Below are 22,058 nucleotides of genomic sequence, written 5' to 3' on the forward strand. Positions count from 1 at the left end.
CGTCGGCTCATCTCGAGCAGTTCCAACCACTTCAGGTTACGCCGCGCCCGGACGCCGAGATCGCTGTGTGATGGGTGCTACCAGGCACTTTGTCGCCCAAAGGTGAGTTTTGGCACACGGAGTGGTATAGATGATGGTGTGAGTGTCACATCCATACCGTTCGGTGATGTGCTCAAGCGACGCATCGCCGCGGACTTCGAGAAAACTGCCGGCCGCCACGACGACCCGGCGGTCTACGGCGGTCCGCCCGGCGATCCCGGGCTCATCGGCCCCGACAGCATCTCGTGGGAGATCAACGCCGACCTGGCGTCGGTATCGCAGGCCGGCCTGCCTGCGATCGTGCTCGAGATGCTGCACCCCTCCGTCGCCGCCGGCGTGCAGGATCTGTCGAACTACCGGCAGGACCCGTTCAGCCGGGCCCGCGCCACGTTGGGTTACGTGCTGACCACGACGTTCGGCAACACCGAAGCCGCGACCGGCGTCATCGAACACGTGAAGCACGTGCATTCCTTCGTCAACGGCACCCGACCCGACGGCGTGCCGTACCGCGCGCTGGACCCCGAGTTGATCGGCTGGGTGCACACCTGCATACCGTGGATGATCCTGCGCGCGTTCGAACGCACGAGACGGCCGCTGTCGCAACGGGAACGCGACCGCTACCTCGCCGAGCAGGCCGTCATCGGCAGGATGGGCGGCGCCGACTGGGTGCCCACGACCACCGACGAACTCGACGACTACGTCGCGACGATGCGTCCCCGCCTGGGAGTGAACGCCCAGACCCGCGAGTTCATCGACTTCGTGATGACCTCCCCGTTCTTTCCCTACCTGCCCGGACCGCTCGACCGGCAACTGCACCGGTTCGCCATGTATGCGGGCATGAGCCGCGCGCCGCGCTGGGCGCGTGAGCTCGTCGGCTTCGATCGCCCGTCAGCGCTGACCCGGCGGCTGATCGGGCCGGCGCTGCGGTTCGACGCGCACCAGCTGCGATGGGCGATCGGAACGCCGCGCTACGTCCGCCTCGCCCAGCAGCGGGCCATTGGGGCGGGGCTACCACAGGCCGTCGCGCGGTGATCGACGCCGAGCTGATCGACATCGTCGGCGGCGTGTCGGCGCACCGCAGTGTCGACGAAGGCGCCGACCGCACCAGCCAACGGATCCTGGACGCCGCACTGCAGGAAGCCGCGGCCGTTGGGTTGCAACGGATCACGGTGGAGGACGTCGTTCGTCGTGCGGGGGTGTCGCGAATGACCGCCTACCGCCGCTATCCACGCCGCGACGATCTGGTGCAGGCGTTGGTGCGGCGGGAGACCCAGCGTTTTCTTGCCGCGGTGGCCGACGCCATCGAAGCCGCTGCCGGCCCCCACGAAGGCGTGGCAGAGGCGTTCATCGGCGCGGTCCGGTTCGCCCGCGAGCACCCGATGCTGCGCCGGGCCGGACAGGTCGAGCCCGCGCCGATCGGCGACTCCGCCGAACTGCTGACGATGGGTTCTGCCTTTATCGCCAACTACATTCACGGCGAGGCGCCGGGTAATCCCTCACAACCGGTGCGTTGGGTCGCCGACGTCTTCGCCCGGCTGTTCTTCACCTACATCTCGATTCCTCCGGCCGATCCTGATTTCGGCGACGACGCCCAGTTGCGGCGGTTCGCCCACGAGGTGTTGACACCGATGGTGGAACGCGCGGTCAGCTAGTTTGGTCAGGTGCGCACCTGGGGGTTGCTCGGCGCGGCCATCGTCACAGAAATCGCCGCAACGTTGTCTTTGCGTGCCTCGCAAGACCATTCGGCGTGGCTGGCGGTCGTCGTAACCGGATATGTGGGTGCGCTCGTACTGTTGACCATGGTGCTGCGCGCCGGAATGCCGGTCGGGGTGGCCTACGGCATCTGGGGCGCGCTGGGCACCGCGGGCACCGCGGCGCTGGCGGCCGTCCTGTTCGGCGATCCGTTCACCTGGCCGATCGTCGCCGGCATCGCGTTGATCATCACCGGGGTGCTGCTCGTCGAACTCGGGTCACACCGCGCGTCGGCGGATGCGCCGTGATGCCGTGATGTGGTGGGCGCTGGCCGGCGCGATCGTCTTCGAGGTGATCGCGACGCTGTCGTTGCGCGCCTCCGAGGGCTTTCGCAAGCGGGCGTGGATCCTCCCGGTGATCGCCGGCTACGCGGTGTCGTTCTATCTGCTGTGGGTGACGTTGGGCCTGGGCATGCCGGTGGGCGTGGCCTACGGGGTGTGGACGGCGTGCGGTGTGGCCCTCGTGGCGCTGATCGCCCGCGGGCTGTTCCGCGAACCGCTGACCCTGATGATGCTGGTCGGTATCGCGTTCATCGTCGCAGGCGTGCTCACGATCGAGATGGCCGGCGTCTCCCACTGAGTACACCGGCCAGCAGCATCACCGCCGCGCCGGCGACCGGTACGGAAAGCAACCCGCCCCGCAGGCTGGTGGCGTCGGCGACCAACCCGACAACCAGTGGCGCGCCGAAGAAACCGATCCGCATCAGCCAGGTCACCACCGTCAGGCCGGTGCCGGGACGCAGCCCGGGAAGCTGATCGGCGCCGTGCATCGCCGACGGGATCAGCGCGGCCACACCGAAACCCGCCGCCGCGAACCCCGCGATCGTGCCGGGCACGGACGGAAACGCCAGGGCCGCACCCATTCCCGCGGTGGTGATGAACCCACCGGCGCGCACCACCGCACGTTCGCCGAACCGGTCGACCAGCCGGTCACCGATCAGCCGCCCGACGAACATGAAGCCCACCAACGCGACGTATCCGAGCGCCGCCACCGGACCCGGCGCACCGAGGCCGTCGCGCAGATACAGGGTGGCCCAGGAGCTTCCGGCGTCCTCGACGACGGCCCCCGCCACCGCGATGACCACCAGCGCGAGCAGCGTCGCATACACCGTCGTGCCCGCTGCTCCCCTCCCGCCGGTGCGTGCCGACCTGTCGTGATCGTCGTGGTCGGGGCCCGCCAACAGAGACGGGTAGGCGATGAGGACGACCACGCTGAGCACGATCCCCACTGCGCCCAGGTGCACGGCCCGCGAGACGTTCAACGCGATGGCGGCCGCACCCGTCAGGCCACCGAGGATCGCGCCCAGCGCCCACACCGCGTGAAACGAGTTGATGATCGAGCGCCCGTAGCGGCGCTGCACCCGCAACCCGTGCGCGTTCTGTGCGACGTCGGTGACCGCATCGCACGCACCGGCCAGAAACAGTGCGCCTGCCAGCGCCACCGCCGACGGCGCCAGCCCCGCCGACAGGACGAACACCGCGAGCCCGATCGTGCCGACCACGGCCACCCGGGCCGAACGGAACCGCCGGATCAGCGCCGCAGCGGTCAACCCGGCCGCCAACGCGCCCGCCGAGAACGCGGCGATCGCCGCGCCGTAGACCGCGTTGGACAACCCCAGGTCGGTCTTGATCTCCGGATACCGTGGCAGCAGGGTGGCGAAGACGGCGCCGTTGGTCAAAAACAGCACCGCGACGGCGATGCGGGCTCGCCGGTTCTGCGCCGTGGCCGCTTCCACAGCGTCAGACGCCATGCACCGCACCCTACCGACCCGACGCATGCGCGCGGGTTCGCGTGGGTACACCCCGGTGGTGACGGTCGGCGAGGTGCATTCCCAACAGGCAAGATTGACGGCATGACGGACCTGCCGCAGTCGCTGATCGAGTTGGCCCGGCGCTACGGCGTGGCCACCGAGTACGAAGACTGGGCCAGCCGCCGCATCACCGTCGCGGAGTCCACGCTCACCGCCGTACTCGACGCGCTGGGCGTGCAGGCCGACACCGAACAGCGGCGTGCCGCCGCGCTGGCCGCGCACTACCGCGCCTACTGGGCGCGGCCGCTGCCCCCGACGATCGTGGCGCGCGCCGGGACCGCGGCGTCGTTCTGGGTGCACGTCACCCACGGCGACCCGGCGCGGGTATGGGTGCGGCTCGAGGACGGCAGCACCCGCACCGGCCTGCGTCAACTGGAAAACCACAGCGCGCCATACGATCTCGACGGGCAACTGGTCGGCGAAGCCAGCTTCGAGGTGCCGCCCGACCTGCCGCTGGGCTACCACGAACTGCACCTGCAACTCGGCGACGACGACGTCAGCACCGCCCTGATCGTCACCCCCGCCTCGCTGGCGCCGCCGCAGCTGGGCACCGGCCGCAGCTGGGGGCTGGCCGTGCAGCTCTACAGCGTGCGTTCGCAAAGATCTTGGGGCATCGGCGATTTGACCGACATGACCGATCTGGCCGTGTGGTCGGCAGCCGAACACGCGGCCGGGTTCCTGCTGGTGAACCCGCTGCACGCCGCAGCGCCGAACGCCCCGATGGAGCCGTCACCGTACCTGCCGACCTCGCGGCGCTTCGTCAACCCGATCTACCTGCGGGTGGAGGCCATCCCCGAGTACGCCTATCTGCGCCGGCGCGGCCGCAGCAGAAAGGCGCGCGAACAGGTTCAGGCTGCCGCCGATCGCGCCGAGTTGATCGACCGCGACGCCGCCTGGCAGGCCAAGCGCGCGGCCCTGCAGGCCGTCCATCGGGTGCCGCGCTCGGCAGGGCGCGATCTGGCCTACGCCGCCTACCGCAACCGCGAGGGCGCCAGCCTCGACGACTTCGCGACCTGGTGCGCCCTGGCCGAGGAGTACGGCAACGACTGGCACGGCTGGCCGCAGGAACTTCAGCATCCCGTCCACCCGGCGGTCGCCGAATTCGCCGCAACGCACGCCGCCATCGTCGACTTTCACCGCTGGCTGCAGTGGCAACTCGACGATCAGCTGACCGCCGCACAGGCCACGGCGCTGCAGGCCGGCATGGACCTCGGCCTCATGCACGACCTCGCCGTCGGGGTCGACCCCAACGGGGCCGACGCGTGGGCGCTGCAGGATGTGCTGGCGCTGGGCGTCACCGCCGGCGCGCCGCCCGACGAGTTCAACCAGCTCGGCCAGGACTGGTCGCAGCCGCCGTGGCGGCCCGACCAACTCGAACAGCGGGCCTACCAACCGTTCCGGGCGCTGGTCAACGCCGTCCTGCGGCACGCAGGCGGGGTCCGCATCGACCACATCATCGGGTTGTTTCGGCTGTGGTGGATCCCCAACGGCGCGGCGCCCACCGAAGGCACCTACGTGCGCTACGACCACGAGGCGATGATCGGCATCGTCGCGCTCGAGGCGCACCGCACCGGAGCCGTCGTCGTGGGCGAGGACCTGGGCACCGTCGAACCGTGGGTGCGCGACTACCTGTATCAGCGCGGGCTGTTCGGCACGTCGATTCTGTGGTTCGAGGCCGACCGCGACGGCGCAGGCGGGCCGTTGCCCGCCGAACGGTGGCGGGAGTACTGCCTGTCCGCCGTCACCACCCACGACCTGCCGCCGACCGCCGGCTACCTGGCCGGTGAACACGTCCGGCTCCGTGAACAGCTCGGGCTGCTGACCCGTCCGGCCGAGGAGGAGCTGGCCGCCGACCGTGCCCAGCAGGCCGGCTGGCTGGCCGAACTGCGCCGCGTCGGGCTGCTGGCCGACTCCGAAGACGCCGGTGTCGACGACATCGTCGCCGCGCTGCACCGGTATCTGGGCCGCACCCCGTCGCGGCTGCTCGCGTTGTCGCTGACCGACGCGGTCGGTGACCGCCGCACCCAGAACCAGCCCGGCACCACCGACGAATACCCCAACTGGCGGATACCGCTGACCGGACCCGACGGGAAGAAACTCCTGGTCGAAGACGTCTTCACCGATGCCCGCGCGGCCGAGACGGCCGCGATCATGCGGGCTGCGGTGCAACCACCGGTGTAACGCGCGGGGCCGGTTCTCCGGTTTCCCATATGTCACGACTGCGATATGTTCGCACCGCCACCGACTTAGGAGAGATCACGTGAACAAGCTCGTTGTGCTCAGCGGTGGGCTGGTGGCCGCCGGCGGGGCGGCGCTGGTCGGCGCGGGCATCGCCATGTCGCAGCCGGCCGGGTCCTCCACCCTCAATGTGGTCGGTGAGCCGTACAACAAGGCGCTGCGCATCCTGCAGGCCCAGGGCTACAAGGGATATTTCGGCGGTTCGTTCGGCAGCGAACTGCGCCAGTCCGACTGCCTGGTCGACACGCAGAAGGTGACTTCGCGGGGCCGCATCCTGCTGATGCTGGACTGCAGCCAGGCCGCCGCCGACCGACTCGAGCAGATGGGCCCGTCGGGCGGACCGCGGGTGGGATCCAACGGCGTCACCACGGTCACCCCCACCCCGGTGGTGCCGATCCAGGGCGCCCCGGGCCCCGGCATGGCGCCACCGCCGCCGCCTCCGCCCGCCTGAGGCTCGCTAGCTCTCGACCATCCGTTTGAGGTTCTTCAGCGTCTGCCCCATGTTGCGGCCGACCTGCCTGGCCGCGACGCGGTCGGCGATCAGCCCGAGCAGGTTGCCCGCCGACTCGTAGGACAGCCGGAAGTTCACCTTGGTCTTGCCGTCGGACGTTTGGCGCAGCCGGAACCGGCCGCGCTGCGACACCCCGGTGATGCCGATCCACGACAGCTCGCGCGGCTGATCGAACTCGACGACCTCCACCGACCCGCCGATCGGCACCGAGCCGATCTTCCAGTGCACGGTGTAGCGCGCACCCACCCCCGGCGGCACGTCGGTCACGGTCTCCCAGCGCTGCAGGCTGGCCATGAACTCCGGGTAGCAGCCCGGATCGCTGACCACCCGCCACACCTCGTCGCGCCCGGCGTCGATGATGCAGTGCCGTTGTACGCGCATCGATCAGCCGATCACCGGGAAGCGGCGCTCTGCGGCCAACGCGTCGACCCCGGCCTGCAGGCTGCTGATGACCTTGTCGTGGACCACGTCGTCGTCGCCGCCGCGCACCTCCTCGACGCCGATCGGCTCCTGGACCTCCACCGTGATCTTCGCGGGCAGCGGGATATGGCCTGCGAGGTCACTGATCACCAGGCCCCACGGCGGGGCGATCGCGATCGGCACGCTCTTGAGCCGAAACATCTTGTCCACCCGCAGAAGCCTGGCCAACCACTGGCCGCGGCTGAGGAACAGCACGCTCTCCTGACCGCCCACGCTGGCCACCGGCACGATCGGCACCCCGGCCTCGCGGGCGAGCCGGACATAGCCCTTGCGGCCGCCGAAATCGACCCGGTTGCGTTCCCACGACGGCCGGAACACCTCGTAGTCGCCGCCCGGATACACCAGCAGCGCCCCACCGGATTTCAGCGCCAGCTGCGCGTTTTCGTGGTTGGCGGCGACGGTGCCGAACTTGCGCAGCGAAGCCAGCGGCGGCGCGGACACCACCAGGTTGTGCGCGAGCTGATAGAACGGGCGCTCGACACCGAAGTAGGAGCAGAACGCCAACGTGAACACGAACGTGTCCGGCGGGACGTTCCCACCGCTGTGGTTTCCGACCAGCAGCACCGGGCCCTCGGCCGGGATGCGGTCCAGGCCGCGCACGTCGGCGCGAAAGTACAGCGACGCGACCAGCCACAGCCCCGGCAGCTGTTCGCGGATGTAGTCGGGGTCGCGCTGGTCCAGATCGGCCTTCGGAACCCGGCTGGTCACTTGGTGCTTGGCCCATTCGAGCACGTCGTTGACGCCCGCCATGGGGAAGTTATTGACAAGGCGGACGTACCTGAAACCTGCGTTCCCACATACTGGCCCTAGACTCGATGGCAACGCTGTCTCGAAGGGAGGCCGCATGGCGACAATTCCGACGCTGCGACCACGCCGTTTCGACCGGGAGTTCGATCCGGGACCGGTGCAGATCCAGGCCCGCAAGGTGCACTTCGACGTCAACGACATTGGCCTGCACTGGATACCGGGCCATCCGGTGGCCTCCAACGTGGTCAGCCTGCTCAACGTGGTGCTGCCCGCTGCCGAGCGGTGGTTCGTCGACACCTTCAACGAGGCGCTGCCGCTGGTGACCGATCCGCACCTGGCCGACGACATGCGCGGGTTCATCGGCCAGGAGGCCACCCACGCCGATGTGCACGAGCAGGTTCTGCACGAGTACATGGTGGTCAACGGCATCGACCCGAAACCGATCCTCGACCAGATCGAGTACGTCTTCGAAAAGATACTCGCACCAAGCACTTCCACCGATCCCAAGCGCCGGCTCAACCACCTGTGCGACCGCCTGTGGCTGATCGCGGCGATCGAGCACTACACCGCGGTGATGGGTGATTTCGCGCTGAACTGCGCGTGGGAGGACCACGACGCCGACCCGACGATGGTCGACCTGTTCCGCTGGCACGGCAGCGAAGAGGTCGAGCACCGCAACGTCGCCCACGACGTGGCCGTGTACTTCCACGACAGCTACCTCGACCGGATCCGGGCCATGACGATGGCGGTGGTGATGATCTTCGTGTTCTTCCAACGCGCGGCCTATTACCTGGTGCGCACCGACCCGAACACCGACATCGGCTGGTGGAAGTTCAACCGGCTGCGGATGCGCGACTCCAAGCTGGGGCTGCTGCCCCGCTACCGCAAACTGTTCGGGTCCAACACGCTGATGTATTTTCGGCCGGGGTTCTCCCCGGACCAGATGGGCTCGACGGCGCAGGCGGTGGCCTATCTCGCCAGCTCCCCCGCGGCCCGCGCCGCCCACATTTGATGGGGTTTCTGCAACGCATCCGGCAGGCGCCGCCCAGTGCCTTCGGCCGGATGCGCCACGACCTGTCACTGCGCGTGGCCGACGCGGCGTTCACCGGAATGATGGCCGTCTCGGGCCGGGTACGCCACATGATCCCGCCGGCCCCCGCCGACCGCACCATCACGCTGAAGGTCGCCGAGCGCCGCGTCGTCGCCCGCGACCAGGAGGTGGTCGCGGTGACGCTCATCGGCGCCGACGGCGGTCCGCTGCCGCGCTGGTATCCGGGGTCCCACATCGACCTGCACCTGCCCAGCGGGCGGATCCGCCAGTACTCCCTGTGCGGGGACCCCGCCGTGCGCGACGCCTACCGCATCGCGGTGCGACGCATCCCCGAGGGCGGCGGCGGATCCCTCGAAGTGCACGACGCGCTGCAACCCGGCGTCACCGTCACCACCCACGGGCCGCGTAACGCGTTCCCGCTGACCGTGCCCGGCTACGGTTCGCCCACCCGGCGCTTGCGGTTCATCGCCGGCGGGATCGGGATCACCCCGGTCCTGCCGATGCTCGACCTCGCGGCGCGGCACGACGTGGACTGGTCGATGCTGTACGTCGGGCGCACCCGCGACAGCTTGCCGTTCCTCGACGAGCTCGCGCGCTTCGGCGAGCGCGTCACGATCCGCACCGACGACGAGTCCGGCCTGCCGAGCGCGGCCGAACTGCTCGGCGATTGCCCGGGCGCCACGGCGGTCTACGCGTGCGGGCCAGCGGCGATGCTGACATCCATCCGCGCCGCACTGGTCGGCCGCGACGACGTCGAACTGCATTTCGAGCGGTTCGCGGCGCCGCCCGTCGTGGACGGCAGGCAGTTCTCGGTGACGGCCGCCTCGACCGGCGACACGGTGCGCGTCGGCGCCGACGAGACGCTGCTCGGCGCGCTGAACCGGGCCGGCGTGCGTGCCCGGTACTCCTGTCAGCAGGGGTTTTGCGGAACCTGCCGCACCCGCGTGCTGGGCGTGGCCGACGGCGACGTCGACCACCGTGACACGCTGCTCACCGACCCCGAACGGGACGGCGGCATGATGCTGATCTGTATCTCCCGCGGCACCGAGGGCGCACATCTGACGCTCGACCTGTAGTCCGTCCCCTACTATTTCGCCCATGGCTTTGCCCGATGGTGCGACGTTCGCCGGATACACCATCGTGCGGTTGCTCGGCTCCGGGGGCATGGGCGAGGTGTACCTCGCGCAGCATCCACGCCTGCCGCGCCGCGATGCGCTCAAGGTGCTGCCCGCCTCGGTGTCGAAGGACAATGAGTACCGCGAGCGGTTCCACCGCGAGGCCGATATCGCCGCCACCCTGTGGCATCCGCACATCGTGGGGGTGCACGACCGCGGTGAGGCCGACGGGCAGATCTGGATCTCGATGGACTACGTCGAGGGCACCGACGCCGCCCAGTTGCTGCGGGATCGTCATCCGCACGGCATGCCCAGCTCGGAGGTCGTGGCCATCGTCACCGCCGTCGCCGACGCGCTGGACTACGCGCACCAGCGCGGCCTGTTGCACCGCGACGTCAAGCCCGCCAACATCCTGCTCGCTCATCTGCAGGCAGGTGATCAGCGAATTCTGTTGGCTGACTTCGGGATCGCGAAGTGGGTGAACGACGTCAGCGGGCTGACCGCCACGAACATGACGGTGGGCACGGTGTCCTACGCCGCGCCGGAGCAACTCATGGGTGAGCGCCTCGACGGCCGCTCCGACCAGTACGCGTTGGCGGCCACCGCGTATCACCTGCTGACCGGGTCGCCGCCGTTTTCCAACTCGAACGCGGCGGTGGTGATCAGCCAGCACCTATCGTCCTCGCCGCCCGCCATCGGCGTGCGCCGACCGGAACTCGCCGGCCTGGACCCCGTCTTCGCCAAGGCGCTCGCCAAGAACCCCAACGACCGGTTCGACCGGTGCGCCGACTTCGCCCGCGCGCTGCGCCACCGGCTATCGGACGCGTCCGCAGACGACGACGCCACCCGCATGGCGCCCGTCGCGCAGGCGCCGAAACGCTCGTGGCTGCGGGCCGGGGTTCTGGTGCCCGCGGTGCTGGCCGTGCTGCTGGTCGTCGCGGTGGGCTTCGCGCTCGCCGAGTTCCGCGAGGCGCGTAGCGCGGAACGGCTCGCCGCCGAGGCGCCGACGACGACGTCGACCACCTCCGCGTCGCCACGGCCGGTGCCGCCTCCGGCGCCGGCACCGACGACGACCACCACGACAACCGAGATCGCCGAGACCACCGAGGCCCCCGCCGCCGCGCAGACCGCGGTGATCGGCGCGCACTGCGCACCGGTCGGGTCCACCGGAACCACCGAGGATGGCTCGACCGCGTACTGCGCCACCCTGCAGAGCACCGGTGCGACGATCTGGTCGCTCACCGAAGGTGAGGTGCCCAGCCCGACCGTCACCGTCGAGCCCGCCGACGAACCGCTGCCCGTCGCCGAAGATTCGCCGGTGCGCGTGTGCATGGAGCAGACCGGACAAACCCGCCGCGAATGCCGAAGGGATATCCGCGAGAGCAACGGATTGCCTGTGCTGCCATGAAATTCGCCGTCGTCGCGCCCGTCGCCGCGGGGGTCACCGCGGATCCGGCGTACATGGCGGCGTTCGCCGCCCACCTGGAGGCGTGCGGTTTCGAATCCGTCGTCGTGGTCGAACACACGGTGTTGATGACGCAGTACAGCAGCGTCTACCCGTATGACCCGTCCGGTCGCGTCGAACTGCGCGCCGACTGCGTGGTGCCCGATCCGCTTGAGCTGCTGACGTTTCTGGGCGCCCACACGCAGCGGTTGGGTCTGGCCACGGGTGTGCTCGTGTTGCCCAACCATCATCCGGTGGTGCTGGCCAAGCGGGTGGCCACGCTCGACGCGCTGTCGGGTGGGCGGGTGCGGCTGTGCGTGGGCGTGGGCTGGCTCAAGGAGGAGATCCAAGCCTGCGGAACCGATTTCGCCAGCCGGGGCCGGCGCGCGGACGAACAGCTCGAGGTGATGCGGCTGCTGTGGGAGCACCGGCCCGACGGCGTCAGCTTCCACGGCGAGTTCTTCGCCTTCGACCATGCGATGTGCTATCCGAAACCCGTTGCGGCCGTTCCGGTCACCATCGGCGGGCACAGCGCGGCCGCGGCGCGGCGGGCGGGCCGCCTCGGCGACGGCTTTCAGCCCCTTGGTGTCGGCGGTGCCGACCTCGACAAGCTGGTCGCCGTCATGCGCGCCAGCGCCCAGGAGCACGGGCGCGACCCCGATGCGCTCGAACTGTCGCTGGGGCACAGCGTGCCGAAGATCGACCGCGACCGGGCGGACAAGCTGGCCGCGCTGGGCGCCGACCGCGTCGTGCTGGCCATGCCGGCGATCACCGACATCGACGAGGCCCGCGACGTGTTGTCGGCCTGCGCGCAGCGGCTCGGGCTGACGTCGTGACGCTGGCGCTCGCGGACCGCTTGGCGCTGGCCGACCTGGTGCACCTGTACGCGTCGGCCGTCGACGACCGCCGGTTCGACGATGTGGTCGAACTGTTCACCGAGACAGCCGAACTGCGGCTACCCGATCCGCCGCGCTCGTTGGAGCCGGTGCGCTGCAACCACGGCCGCGAGGGGGTGCGGGCGGCCATGGCCGCCCTGGCCGCCGTGACCCGCACCGAGCACGCGATCGTCGGCGAGGTCTACGCCGCCGCCCGCGATGAGCCCGACTACGCGCTGGGGCGCATCACCTGCATCGCCCACCACTGGACGGTGGCCGACGGGCAGATCACCGACCTCGTCTGGCATCTGCGTTACGACGACGAGTACATGCGGACCCGGGTCGGCTGGCGCATCCACGGCCGCGCGCTGACCATCAACGCGATCGAGACCCGTCCGGTTCGGCGTCTTCGAGCGCCGCAACCAACTGGTCGAGCAGCGGACGCTGACCCTTCAGCAGCTTGGACTCAGCCTGTGCCACGGAAAACCAACCGACCCGGTCGATCTCGGGGAACTCCCTGAGTTTTCCGGAACCCTTCGGCCACTCCAACTCGAAGGTGTTGGACACGGTGCCCGTCAGGTCGAGATCCCCACGCACCGCGAACGCGGTGATCACCTTGCCGCTGGGCTGTTTGAGCGGGGCGAAGTCGATGCGCGGACCGGCCGGTGCGGGTTTGCCCAGTTCCTCTTCGAACTCACGTTGGGCAACGGTCCACGGGTCTTCCCCTTCGGTGTACTCCCCCTTGGGAATCGACCACGCACCGTCGTCCTTGCGGGCCCAGAACGGCCCGCCGGGATGCCCGATGAGCACCTCCACGACACCGTCGGCTACGCGGTACAGCAGCAGACCGGCGCTGAGTTTGGGCATCGCCTTCACCCTCTACCGCGAGCGTGCGTGTCAGAGGGCGACACGCCGTTGCGAATCGCGAGTTTGCGCACGCTCGCAAAGCGCCGATCGAGTCAGTACTTGCGGTCGCCTTCGCTGCTGTCGAAGAACGCCCAGTGGCCGTCATCGGCCTTGACCTCCATGCGCCAGCCCAGTTCCGGACCGGCCTTCTGGTCGACGAACCAGGCGTGCGCGTCGTCAGCGCTTTCAATGTCCTTGGTGTCGACGACATCACCTTGCGGGTTCAACACGCGATAAGTAGCCATGCGGGTAGCGTTCCCGCTTCACCGCGGCTTGAATCAGTGCGCCTTCGGCAGCGGGATGCCCTCGCTGCTGGAGAACTGCGCATCCTCCTGCGTGGACAGCCCGAACGACACCACCGAGCGGTCGAAGAACACATCGGTCAGATACGCCAGCGCCACCGCCCACCGGTTGACGAACCGTGGAATGGCGTAGAGGTGATAGATCCGCGTCACGGTTTTGGCCGGGAACCCCGACAGTTGCACGTTGAGCGGGTTGGCGACGGCGTATCTGGGCCCGAGGTCGACGACCAGGCCCATGTTGCGGTGCTTGTACTTCTTGGGCTTGCCGTAGCCCAGGCTGGCGGCCACGTTGCGGGCCAACAGCTTTCCCTGCCGGGTGGCGTGCTGCGCGGTCGGCGGCGTGATCTTGCCGGGCTGGGTGACATCGGGCACCGCGGCGGCGTCCCCGGCGGAGAACACGTCGGGATGCCCCGGCACCTGCAACTCCGTGGTGACCTTCAACCGACCCTTTTCGGTCGGCAACCCCAGGTCATCGATCAGCGGTGCACCGGTGACGCCGGTCACCCACGCCACCGTGTGGGTGCGTACCAGCGAATCATCGCTGAGCACAACGTGTTCGGCGTGCACCTCTTTGAGCGTGACGCCCAGCCGGACATCGATGCCCTTCTCCTCGAGCACCTTCATGGCCGAGCCGCCCAGCTTCTCCCCGACCTCGGGCATGACCTGCTCGGCCAGATCCAGCAGCACGAACTTCACCGCGGCGGGATCAAAGCCCATCTGTTTGGCCGCCGAGTCGGCGAGCGCGCGCAGTTGCGTGGCCAGTTCGGTGCCCGAGTACGACGCGCCGACGACCACGATCGTGCGCCGGGCGTCGGCCCGGCCCGGATCGTCGTCGACGTCGGCGAGCTCGAGCTGCTGCAGCACGTGATCGCGCAGGTAGAGCGCCTCCGCCGTGGATTTGAGCCCGCGGGCGTGCTCGGCCAGCCCCGGCACGTCGAACAGCCGGGTCACCGATCCGGGCGTCAGCACCAGCCGATCCCACGACAGGCTGCGCGCGCGCTCTTCGGGATCGATGAACGTGACGGTGCGTTCATCGAAGTCGACGCGCTCGACGCGGCCGCGGATGGCCTGCACCCCGCGCAGGGTGTTGGCGAGCGGGATGGCGACGAAGCGGGCGTCGACCAGACCGCCGGCCACGTCCGGCAGCAGCGGGGTGTACAGCATGTAGTCGACCGGCGAGATGATCGAGATTTCGACCGGCTCGGCGCCGTCTGCTTCATGTTTGCGCAACCTTCGGGCCAGACTGCGTGCGCACTCGAAACCGGTGAAACCACTGCCGACGATCACCACGGAGGTCATTGCAATCCACTCTACGGATGCCCACCGGGCCCGGCTACCGCTTCACATCCGGGACGCGGAGGCCGATGCTTAGGGTATGACCCGCCCGCGGCCGCTTCGCCGGTTCGATCCGTTCCGGCCGATCGACATGCTGACCTCGCTGTGGTCGGCTGCTGCGGTGGCACCGGTCAGCGGCGCGACGGTGGCCTACCGGACGTTGTTCACCACGGTGCGTCGGCTCGTGGTGGGGCGACGGCTGACGGTCCGGCTCGAGGAAGGCGACGTGACGCTGACGGTCACCGAGTTCGACTCCCGCCTCGACGCGCGCACGCTGTCGGTCGGCCAGCTCGACGACGTGCGCCTGGCGGCCCGCGACGTCCGGTACGCAACCGGCGGGTTCGATCACGTCACCGCAGTGCTGCACAACGTGCACGTGCGGCCTACGGCCACACCGGTGTTGGTGGCCGCGCCGGTGGAGCTGACCGTCGAGGTGTCCGCGTCGGAGATCGACGGCGTCTTGCAGAAGGTGGCCCCGCGCTGGTGCGCGACCGTCGGCGCCGACAGCGTCGCGCGGCTGCGGCTGACCCGACGGCCGTCGTTGGGTCACCTCGAGGTCGACGCCAGCCTGGACGGTTCGACGCTGTGGCTGCGGCCACGCGGCCTGGTCGTCGGCCGGTACCGCTCGCCGCTGCCCTCGCGCACCCCGAGCTATCCGGTGCACCTGCCCGTGTTGCCGCGGGGTCTGCGGCTGACCGGGATCGAATTCGGCCCCGACGTCGTGCGGCTGTCCGGGATGCTTCCGGAGTGGCGGATCGAAATCCCGCCAACACGGCTCGAGGACCTCATCGGCGCGCTGAACGTCGTGGGCCGGCCGTTGAACCTCACCGGTTTTGGCCGGCTGCGTTAGCAATTCGTTCTTTTTTCGCTCCCGACGTCTTTTCCATGCATAAATTCCTGCCAGGTTCAACCATTTCCTGCCAGTGGAATTAAACCCCCCACCTGCTTGTTATCTCGGGTGAGCCGGCGCGAAGGCTTCGAAAGCAAAAAGGACCGCTGTTTGGTGACGCGGCTTTCGCCCGACGGCTCTACAACTGCAAAGGAAGGCATCGAAATGAAGAACTTCGGATTGGCAACAGTGGGCAGTGCCGTTGTCGCCGGGCTGGCTGCCGCAGTCATCGGGCTTGCCGCGCCGGTCGCCGCCGCGCCCACTGGTGACACCAACGCTCAGGACACCATCGCGCGGCTGACGTCGGAGGGCTACACGGTGATCGTGAACCGCTTCGGTAACGCTCCGCTGGATCAGGCCGAGGTGCTCTCGATTCGGCCCGGAACGACTTTCCAGCGCATTGACGCAGGCACTCCGGTCGTGGGTAGCAACAAGAACTTCGCCAAGTTCCAGGAGCGGACCGTCTACGTCGACGTCAGCTGACGTGCGGTAGGGCTCAGGTAGGTCCTGACCACGCCAAGGGGCACCCGATCGGGTGCCCCTTGGTGCATTTGGGCACAATCCACATGCTGTGAAAGAACTGGCGTCGTATCTGGACGGGCACGCGCGCGTCGTCGTCTCGCACGACGGCGGCGACCTCGTGTTCTCGACACAATGCGCGGAGGGCGGGTCAGCCGCCGTGGCATGTTCGCGCGTGCGGGTCGCCGACTTCATCGCCAGGGGCGCCGGGCCGTGGCCGTGGTTCGACCTGTACGAAAAGCGTGACGGGATGATCCGGGTGCTCGACGCGCTCGGTGTCGGCCGCCCGGCATGGACCGAGCCGTTGCCCGCTGACATCCTCGACCTTTTCGAGCGCGCACACCGCGGTGACTCGTCGGTGATCGAGTTGCTCGCAATGGGTTTTGACCCCGACCCGCTCGACCCCTGCGGCGCGTCGCCGCTCTGGTACGGGGTGCGGTCCCTGTCCGCGGGACTTGTGGTGGCCCTGATCGACGCCGGGGCGGACGCCGGGCGCCGTATCGAACTCTCCGCCCGCGGTGAGCGCTACACCACGATCCTGCACGAGATCGTGCGTGTGGGCCGCACGGTGGCGCTGAGCCACGCCCTGGCCCAGGGCGTGGACCCGTCGTTGGTCGACTCCGCCGGCGCCACCCCGATGCACGTCATCGACGGCGCCGGGGATCAGGTCAACGCACAGATCGTGCGTGCGCTGGCGCGCGCGGGCGCGTCGGTCAACAGGCGCACCCCGACCGGCATCCAACCCATCGAGCGGGCCGCGCAGCAGATACTGCCCGCCACGGTGGCGGCGCTGGTCGAATTGGGCGCCGAACCCGGCCGTGGTCTGGACGCCCTGCTGTCGTCGTGCGGTGCGCACGTCGCGGGCTGCCGCGCCGACGACGTGATCGACGTCATCGACACCCTGCGCCGCGCAGGTGCCGCCGTCACCGAGCGCCACCGTGAGCTGGCCTCGGCCGCGGGGGCGGCGGTCGAAGCCGCGCTGCGCCGTTAGATCCCGAGGAACGGCAGCGGTATCGGCGAGGTTCCCGTCCCCAGCGAGGACACCATCGCCGGGCAGAACATCGAGATCGCGATGCCGGTGAACATGGTGGCCGGGCCCAGCGACATGCCGGCGGCGTCGGCCACCTGGGCGGCGACGTTCGCGGCGTTCTGTCCGGGTTCGGCCAGCATCGGGCAGACCTGGTGACCGACGGCGACGGCGCGACCGGGATCCCCGACGAATACGCCGGCCTCGCCGACGGCGTGCAAGAACGCGTCCTCGACGGGGTCGGCCTGGGCAGGTGACGGCACGACGGCCGCCGCGGCGAGAAATCCAGCGGCCAGCACGGCGGCCGTGGCGGGTTGGCGAAGCACGGGCGAAGCCTACGCTTCGCCGGGCACCGCTCAGACGCCGGTCCAGCCCGCGTCGATGCTCTCGGACACGTCGATGATCTTGGCCTTCTGCGATGCCGGGCTGTCGATCTCCCCGGCGACGTGGGCCGCGATGAAGCGTCTGATCTCGGCGTCGATCCCGGCCAGCACCCGCAACACCTCGCCGCGCAGCGACTTGGACGTCACGTGTATCGCGATGTCGGAGGGCCGCGGCTTGCCGACGTCGAGGATCAGCAACAGCGGCGCGGCGGCCCGCGCGGTCGCGTGCAGCGTGATCTCGCCGAACACCATGAACTTGGGTTTGTCGATGCGCAGGTCGATCACCATGTCGATCTCCAGCGGGATGCGGATGTCGAAGGTGATCATGTCGCCGACCTGGCGAGTCAACCGCGGGTCCTGGATGCGGACCTTGGCCAAGACCTTCGCGATTTTGCCGGGCCCCTGGGCGATCGGGCCCATCTCGAACTCGTCGCCGGCGATCGCGGCGATCGCACTGCCCACGCGATCTTCGGTCACCGCGATCTCGAAGAACTTGCGACCGAACTCTTCGTAGGTCATCTCATCGTCGACGTGCATGGTGCGTTTACCGTCTCACGTCCGGGTTGCCCATCGCGTATCCGCGACCGAATCGCAACAACGCCGCAGCTAGCGCTCGCCGTCTTCGCTGCGCGCTTCGGCGCCCGTCTCGCCTACGTCAAGCGCGTCATCAGATGCGGTCTGCCCGACGTACGTGCCGTCGTCGCCGTCGGATTTGCCCGCACGCGAACCCACGACGTGCTCGTCGTCGTCGACGTCGTCTTCCGTCTTTTCCTCATCATCACGCCTGACCATAGGGGCTTTTCTACCCGTCTCAGCCATGTTCAAACGGCCCGCCGCACCGCTCAGTCGGCGTCGGAGAAGTAGCGGATCCGGTCGATCGCGAACGGCCTGCTCGACACTTCGGCCATCAGCACATCGCGGTGCCCGTCGCGGTCGATGCCGACGACCTGGTGGTGGCCGGCCGCGATCGGCTTGCGGTGCCGGGACCCGGCCAGGCGCGACAGCAGTTCAGCGCCGCTCATCGCCACGTCGTCGCCGTGGGTGATGCGCGCACCCTTGCCGAGCCAGCGCCGCAGCGCGACCTCGTTGCCCGCCTGCGCATCGGAGAGGAATTCGCCGAACCGGCGCTTACCGTGCGGGCCCGGACCCCGGAAGCCGCTGAGAAAACCGAGCGTGCCGATCAGACCCTGGTTGAGCAGCAGCCCCTTCGACAGCTGCAGACCCGGTGCGACCGCACGGACACCGCTGCGCAGAAACTGTGCGACCATCGCCGGAAGTTCCCAAAACGCATACAGCGCAGCAATTTTCAGTTCGCCTTGGTCGTGGGCAACGTCGTAGCGCAGGTAGGCCGGTATCCGCATCGTCACCCCGGCGGCCATGCCCACTTCAAGGTCCAGATCCCGGATCACCGTGGAGCCGACCACGATGTCGACGTCGCGGTCGAACGCGACGTCGCGCGGGCCGATGAACGTGTCGTAGAAGCGCGCGATGGCGGCGTGCCCGCGGTGCGGATGAGAACCGACCGGGTCCTCGACGCGTCCGTCGAAGGTGAAGGCGTCGACCCACCGGTCGCGGTCATGCGCACCGGACGCCGCGGGGGATCGCTCGACGGCGACCAGCGCGTCCGCCCGTGAGATGGCCATAAGGTTGCCTACCACCCTCATCGGCCGCAGTCGACTAGTTCGCCACCGACGGGCACACTGGTTTTACCGCCGTGCATCGAGCCTACGGCGCGGAGGAGGAACCGCCATGACCAGCAATGGACCGTTCGGGATCGACCCCGAAGAGTTCGACCGGGTCGTCCGCGAAGCCGGTGAAGGGCTGCGCGACGCCCTCGACGGGGTCGGCAGGTTCTTCGCCACCTCCGGGGAACGCGCGGGGTGGGCGAACCTCATCGACGAGTTCACCCGGTCGTCGCGTCCCAAGCGCGAACCCGAGACCACCGGGGAGACCGGCGACGGCGTGTGGGCCATCTACACCGTCGCCGACGACGGCAGCGCCCACATCGAGCAGGTGTACCCGACCGAACTGGACGCGCTTCGGGCCAACAAGAACAACACCGACCCCACCCGCAAGGTGCGGTTCCTGCCGTACGGCATCGCAGTCAGCGTGCTCGACGCGGCGGCCGAATCCTCGGAGGACGACGCTTAGCCGTCCCGCGCGGCGCGGACCAGCATCTTTGCTATCTTTGCAGCAATAGCTGGGCACGTCGCCCGACGAGGAGGCCCCTCATGAGACCGCTTGTCTACGATCGGCTCTTCATCGGCGGGCGATGGTGCAAACCCGCTACGGCGCAGCGGATCTCGGTGTTCTCCCCGCACACCGAGGAGCCGATCGGCGAGACCCCGCACGCGGCACCCCAAGACGTCGACCGCGCGGTGCAGTGCGCCAGAGCGGCGTTCGACGAGGGGCCGTGGCCGCGGATGAGCGTGGCCGACCGGATGGCCAAGGTCGAAAAGCTCGCCGAAATCTACGCCGCGCAGACCGACGAGATGGCCGATCTGATCACCGCGGAGATGGGCTCCCCGCGCAGCTTCAGCAGGCTCGGGCAGGCCACCGGCGCCGTCGCGCAGATGCAGCTGGGCCTGGCCACGGCGCGGGACTTCCCGTGGGTGGAACGCAGGCCGGGGTTGTTCGGCGACGTGCACATCCGGCGTGCGCCGGTCGGCGTCGTCGGCGCCATCGTGCCGTGGAACGTACCGCAGTTTCTGATCATGCCGAAGATGGTTCCGGCGCTGATCGCCGGCTGCACGGTGGTGATCAAACCCGCACCCGAAACACCCTTGGACGCCATGTGGTTGGCGGAGATGCTCGACGAGATCGACCTGCCCGAAGGGGTGGTTTCCGTGGTGCCGGGCGGGCGCGACACCGGTGAGGCCCTGGTGCGCCATCGGAGCGTCGACAAGATCTCGTTCACCGGGTCTTCGGCGACCGGCCGCCACATCGCGGCCCTGTGCGGTGAACATCTCAAGCGGGTCAGCCTGGAACTGGGCGGCAAATCGGCCGCGATCATCCTCGACGACGCCGACCTCGAGCACACCGTCAAACATCTCAAGACCGCCAGCCTGATGAACAACGGACAGGCCTGCGTGGCGCAGACCCGGATCCTGGTCAGCCAACGCCGCCACGACGAGGTCGTCGACGCGCTCGCGGGAATGATGGCGGACCTGCAGGTCGGCGACCCCGCCGACGACGGCACCGACATCGGGCCGCTCGTGGCACAACGTCAGCAGCAGCGGGTACAGGGCTACATCCGCTCCGGCGCGGACGAAGGTGCACGGATGGTGTTGGGCGGCACCGATTCACCGCATGACCGGGGCTGGTATGTGCGGCCCACGCTGTTCGCCGACGCCACCAACCAGATGCGCATCGCCCGCGAAGAGATCTTCGGGCCGGTGCTCACGGTGCTCAAGTACGCCGACGAACGCGACGCCGTACGGATCGCCAACGACAGCGACTACGGGCTGGCCGGCTCGGTGTGGACCTCCGACGCCGCGCACGGTCTGCAGATCGCCGAGCAGATCCGCACCGGCACCTACGGCATCAACATGTACACCCTGGACACCACCGCCCCGTTCGGCGGGTTCAAGCAGTCCGGTATCGGCCGCGAGTTCGGCACCGAGGGCCTGTCGGAATACGTGGAGTTGCAGAGCACGGTCAGCGCGCAGCCGCTGCCGGACCTAATCTGACAGCTGCAGTGTGACCTCGGCGGGGCAGCACACCTCGTCGCGCTGATTGCACACCGTGACCTCGAGATCGACCAGCAGCCGCGGCGCCCCGCTCGACGCGCCCTGGCGTTTGGCGACCACCCGGCCGCGCCCCACCATCGTGTCGCCGGCATAGATCGAGCCGAGCAACCTGACCCTGCGGCGCACCACCCGGCTGTACGGGCCCGCCCAGCCGGTGACCACCCGGTCGACGAACCCGGCGATGTGCATGGTGTTGACGAAGATCGTCGGATGCCCCTGGCGCCGAGCGTATTCCGGATCGTAATGGGCGGGAAAGTAGTCCCACGTCGCGCCGGGGTTCATCACCACCCGCTGATAGTCGATGTGGTCGACCACCTCCGGGAGTTCGGTCGGCACCACGACGTTCTGCCACGACACCTCGGGGCGGGCGGTCACGGCCGCTCCGCCGGGGTGAACCGGAACAACGTGTTGTGGTTGACGGCGACCAACGCGTTGTCGGCGCGGTAGAACTCATCGCGGGTCTCGACGAAATGCCCTGTGCCCAAGCGGGTCGTCTTCTCCGGGGACACCGACGCCACCTCTTCGACCACGTGCAGGCGGTCTCCCTCGACGATCGGGATGAGGAACTCGACGTCGTTGGACGCGTTGATGAACGTCGTACCCGGAAGCGGTACCAGGATCGCGATCGACGGTGTCGGCGGCTGCTCGGTCGGCAGCCACGGCGCCGGGATCAACCAGCCCATCAACATCGCAGGAGGGGCGAGCAGCCCGCCCCACACCTCGCGGGCGAACTCCTCATCCCAGTACGCCGGGTTGGCATCGTGCACCATGGCGGCGAAGTGCTGAATCCGCGCGCCGCTGACCGCGGTGCCCGCAAACCTCGGCGGTGTCTTCGTCCCGACCATGCGCAGCGCGTCGGCGTAGGTGCCGAACGCGAACGCGTACC

General features: G+C 68.9%; 27 protein-coding genes and 1 pseudogene. 16 read left to right on the forward strand and 12 right to left on the reverse strand.

Annotated features, from left to right (window positions below):
• The first annotated feature begins 138 nt into the window (after window positions 1-138).
• Genes ABQE93_RS20070 through ABQE93_RS20085 form a run of 4 tightly spaced genes read left to right on the forward strand, consistent with a single transcriptional unit; the run spans window position 139 to window position 2,370 of the window.
• A complete protein-coding gene (locus ABQE93_RS20070) occupies window positions 139-1,071 on the forward strand; it encodes an oxygenase MpaB family protein (RefSeq protein ID WP_448409868.1) in 933 nt (310 codons plus the stop codon).
• The gene (locus ABQE93_RS20075; protein WP_448409867.1) at window positions 1,068-1,691 is read left to right on the forward strand and encodes a TetR/AcrR family transcriptional regulator; all 624 of its coding nucleotides are present in this window, start codon (window positions 1,068-1,070) and stop codon (window positions 1,689-1,691) included. The genes ABQE93_RS20070 and ABQE93_RS20075 overlap by 4 nt, the downstream gene beginning before the upstream one ends.
• A 9-nt stretch (window positions 1,692-1,700) precedes the next feature.
• On the forward strand, window positions 1,701-2,039 hold the full coding sequence (locus tag ABQE93_RS20080) for a DMT family transporter (protein ID WP_448409866.1): 339 nt from the start codon (window positions 1,701-1,703) through the stop codon (window positions 2,037-2,039).
• Between the two features lie 7 nt (window positions 2,040-2,046).
• The gene (locus tag ABQE93_RS20085) at window positions 2,047-2,370 is read left to right on the forward strand and encodes a DMT family transporter (RefSeq protein ID WP_448410057.1); all 324 of its coding nucleotides are present in this window, start codon (window positions 2,047-2,049) and stop codon (window positions 2,368-2,370) included.
• On the opposite strand, the gene ABQE93_RS20090 is transcribed toward ABQE93_RS20085, so the two are convergent.
• Window positions 2,339-3,541 carry an MFS transporter gene (locus ABQE93_RS20090; RefSeq protein ID WP_448409865.1) on the reverse strand — a complete coding sequence of 401 codons (1,203 nt, stop codon included), beginning with the start codon at window positions 3,539-3,541 and terminating at the stop codon, window positions 2,339-2,341. The two genes, ABQE93_RS20085 and ABQE93_RS20090, sit on opposite strands and share 32 nt — an antisense overlap.
• A 102-nt stretch (window positions 3,542-3,643) precedes the next feature.
• On the opposite strand from ABQE93_RS20090, the gene malQ reads away from it, so the two are divergent.
• A complete protein-coding gene (malQ, locus tag ABQE93_RS20095; protein ID WP_448409864.1) occupies window positions 3,644-5,782 on the forward strand; it encodes a 4-alpha-glucanotransferase in 2,139 nt (712 codons plus the stop codon).
• 79 nt (window positions 5,783-5,861) lie between these two features.
• On the forward strand, window positions 5,862-6,290 hold the full coding sequence (locus ABQE93_RS20100; protein ID WP_448409862.1) for a hypothetical protein: 429 nt from the start codon (window positions 5,862-5,864) through the stop codon (window positions 6,288-6,290).
• Window positions 6,291-6,296: 6 nt separating this feature from the next.
• On the opposite strand, the gene ABQE93_RS20105 is transcribed toward ABQE93_RS20100, so the two are convergent.
• Together ABQE93_RS20105 and ABQE93_RS20110 are read right to left on the reverse strand one after the other, a co-directional pair.
• Window positions 6,297-6,731, reverse strand: coding sequence for an SRPBCC family protein (locus tag ABQE93_RS20105; RefSeq protein ID WP_448409861.1), 435 nt, complete (start codon window positions 6,729-6,731; stop codon window positions 6,297-6,299).
• Window positions 6,732-6,734: 3 nt separating this feature from the next.
• Complete coding sequence (locus tag ABQE93_RS20110; protein WP_448409859.1) at window positions 6,735-7,580, reverse strand: lysophospholipid acyltransferase family protein; 846 nt, start codon at window positions 7,578-7,580, stop codon at window positions 6,735-6,737.
• A gap of 94 nt (window positions 7,581-7,674) precedes the next feature.
• Between ABQE93_RS20110 and ABQE93_RS20115 the strand changes: the two genes are divergently transcribed.
• From ABQE93_RS20115 to ABQE93_RS20135, 5 genes and pseudogenes are all read left to right on the forward strand, one after another.
• On the forward strand, window positions 7,675-8,589 hold the full coding sequence (locus ABQE93_RS20115) for a metal-dependent hydrolase (protein WP_448409857.1): 915 nt from the start codon (window positions 7,675-7,677) through the stop codon (window positions 8,587-8,589).
• Window positions 8,589-9,704: a PDR/VanB family oxidoreductase gene (locus tag ABQE93_RS20120; protein ID WP_448409855.1), complete on the forward strand. Its 1,116-nt coding sequence runs from the start codon at window positions 8,589-8,591 to the stop codon at window positions 9,702-9,704. Before ABQE93_RS20115 ends, ABQE93_RS20120 begins: the two co-directional genes overlap by 1 nt.
• Window positions 9,705-9,726: 22 nt before the next feature.
• Window positions 9,727-11,151: a serine/threonine-protein kinase gene (locus ABQE93_RS20125; protein ID WP_448409854.1), complete on the forward strand. Its 1,425-nt coding sequence runs from the start codon at window positions 9,727-9,729 to the stop codon at window positions 11,149-11,151.
• On the forward strand, window positions 11,148-12,023 hold the full coding sequence (locus ABQE93_RS20130; RefSeq protein WP_448409853.1) for an LLM class F420-dependent oxidoreductase: 876 nt from the start codon (window positions 11,148-11,150) through the stop codon (window positions 12,021-12,023). Before ABQE93_RS20125 ends, ABQE93_RS20130 begins: the two co-directional genes overlap by 4 nt.
• Window positions 12,020-12,415: pseudogene (locus ABQE93_RS20135) on the forward strand (nuclear transport factor 2 family protein); the annotation flags it as partial. The gene ABQE93_RS20130 and the pseudogene ABQE93_RS20135, both read left to right, overlap by 4 nt.
• Window positions 12,416-12,437: 22 nt before the next feature.
• On the opposite strand, the gene ABQE93_RS20140 reads toward ABQE93_RS20135, so the two are convergent.
• From ABQE93_RS20140 to ABQE93_RS20150, 3 genes are all read right to left on the reverse strand, one after another.
• The gene (locus ABQE93_RS20140; RefSeq protein ID WP_448409851.1) at window positions 12,438-12,929 is read right to left on the reverse strand and encodes an NUDIX hydrolase; all 492 of its coding nucleotides are present in this window, start codon (window positions 12,927-12,929) and stop codon (window positions 12,438-12,440) included.
• Window positions 12,930-13,021: 92 nt separating this feature from the next.
• Window positions 13,022-13,213 (reverse strand): hypothetical protein, encoded by a 192-nt coding sequence (locus ABQE93_RS20145; protein WP_448409849.1) that lies wholly within the window; start codon window positions 13,211-13,213, stop codon window positions 13,022-13,024.
• Between the two features lie 33 nt (window positions 13,214-13,246).
• Complete coding sequence (locus ABQE93_RS20150) at window positions 13,247-14,569, reverse strand: NAD(P)/FAD-dependent oxidoreductase (RefSeq protein ID WP_448409848.1); 1,323 nt, start codon at window positions 14,567-14,569, stop codon at window positions 13,247-13,249.
• A gap of 76 nt (window positions 14,570-14,645) precedes the next feature.
• On the opposite strand from ABQE93_RS20150, the gene ABQE93_RS20155 reads away from it, so the two are divergent.
• From ABQE93_RS20155 to ABQE93_RS20165, 3 genes are all read left to right on the forward strand, one after another.
• Window positions 14,646-15,455 (forward strand): LmeA family phospholipid-binding protein, encoded by an 810-nt coding sequence (locus ABQE93_RS20155; RefSeq protein WP_448409846.1) that lies wholly within the window; start codon window positions 14,646-14,648, stop codon window positions 15,453-15,455.
• A gap of 108 nt (window positions 15,456-15,563) precedes the next feature.
• Window positions 15,564-15,977, forward strand: a complete 414-nt coding sequence (locus tag ABQE93_RS20160; RefSeq protein ID WP_448409844.1) for a hypothetical protein — start codon at window positions 15,564-15,566, stop codon at window positions 15,975-15,977.
• An 88-nt stretch (window positions 15,978-16,065) separates the two neighbouring features.
• On the forward strand, window positions 16,066-17,004 hold the full coding sequence (locus ABQE93_RS20165) for an ankyrin repeat domain-containing protein (protein WP_448409843.1): 939 nt from the start codon (window positions 16,066-16,068) through the stop codon (window positions 17,002-17,004).
• Here the strand turns inward: ABQE93_RS20165 and ABQE93_RS20170 are convergent.
• The 4 genes from ABQE93_RS20170 to ABQE93_RS20185 all read right to left on the reverse strand — a co-directional run bounded on the left by ABQE93_RS20170 (window position 17,001) and on the right by ABQE93_RS20185 (window position 19,066).
• On the reverse strand, window positions 17,001-17,366 hold the full coding sequence (locus ABQE93_RS20170; RefSeq protein ID WP_448409841.1) for a DUF732 domain-containing protein: 366 nt from the start codon (window positions 17,364-17,366) through the stop codon (window positions 17,001-17,003). The genes ABQE93_RS20165 and ABQE93_RS20170 overlap by 4 nt on opposite strands.
• Before the next feature lie 30 nt (window positions 17,367-17,396).
• The gene (locus tag ABQE93_RS20175; RefSeq protein ID WP_448409839.1) at window positions 17,397-17,960 is read right to left on the reverse strand and encodes a hypothetical protein; all 564 of its coding nucleotides are present in this window, start codon (window positions 17,958-17,960) and stop codon (window positions 17,397-17,399) included.
• Between the two features lie 69 nt (window positions 17,961-18,029).
• Window positions 18,030-18,215, reverse strand: a complete 186-nt coding sequence (locus tag ABQE93_RS20180; RefSeq protein ID WP_448409837.1) for a hypothetical protein — start codon at window positions 18,213-18,215, stop codon at window positions 18,030-18,032.
• A gap of 50 nt (window positions 18,216-18,265) precedes the next feature.
• Window positions 18,266-19,066 carry a nuclear transport factor 2 family protein gene (locus ABQE93_RS20185; protein WP_448409836.1) on the reverse strand — a complete coding sequence of 267 codons (801 nt, stop codon included), beginning with the start codon at window positions 19,064-19,066 and terminating at the stop codon, window positions 18,266-18,268.
• Window positions 19,067-19,172: 106 nt separating this feature from the next.
• Here ABQE93_RS20185 and ABQE93_RS20190 point away from each other — a divergent pair, with 106 nt between their 5' ends.
• Both ABQE93_RS20190 and ABQE93_RS20195 read left to right on the forward strand, forming a co-directional pair.
• Window positions 19,173-19,574: an Rv0313 family protein gene (locus ABQE93_RS20190; RefSeq protein ID WP_448409835.1), complete on the forward strand. Its 402-nt coding sequence runs from the start codon at window positions 19,173-19,175 to the stop codon at window positions 19,572-19,574.
• A gap of 80 nt (window positions 19,575-19,654) precedes the next feature.
• A complete protein-coding gene (locus ABQE93_RS20195; RefSeq protein ID WP_448409834.1) occupies window positions 19,655-21,112 on the forward strand; it encodes an aldehyde dehydrogenase in 1,458 nt (485 codons plus the stop codon).
• Here ABQE93_RS20195 and ABQE93_RS20200 read toward each other — a convergent pair.
• A complete protein-coding gene (locus tag ABQE93_RS20200) occupies window positions 21,104-21,547 on the reverse strand; it encodes a MaoC/PaaZ C-terminal domain-containing protein (RefSeq protein WP_448409833.1) in 444 nt (147 codons plus the stop codon). The two genes, ABQE93_RS20195 and ABQE93_RS20200, sit on opposite strands and share 9 nt — an antisense overlap.
• Window positions 21,544-22,017 carry a MaoC family dehydratase gene (locus tag ABQE93_RS20205; protein ID WP_448412445.1) on the reverse strand — a complete coding sequence of 158 codons (474 nt, stop codon included), beginning with the start codon at window positions 22,015-22,017 and terminating at the stop codon, window positions 21,544-21,546. Before ABQE93_RS20205 ends, ABQE93_RS20200 begins: the two co-directional genes overlap by 4 nt.
• Window positions 22,018-22,058 lie beyond the last annotated feature (41 nt).

It is taken from the genome of Mycolicibacterium sp. XJ662, from assembly GCF_053484035.1.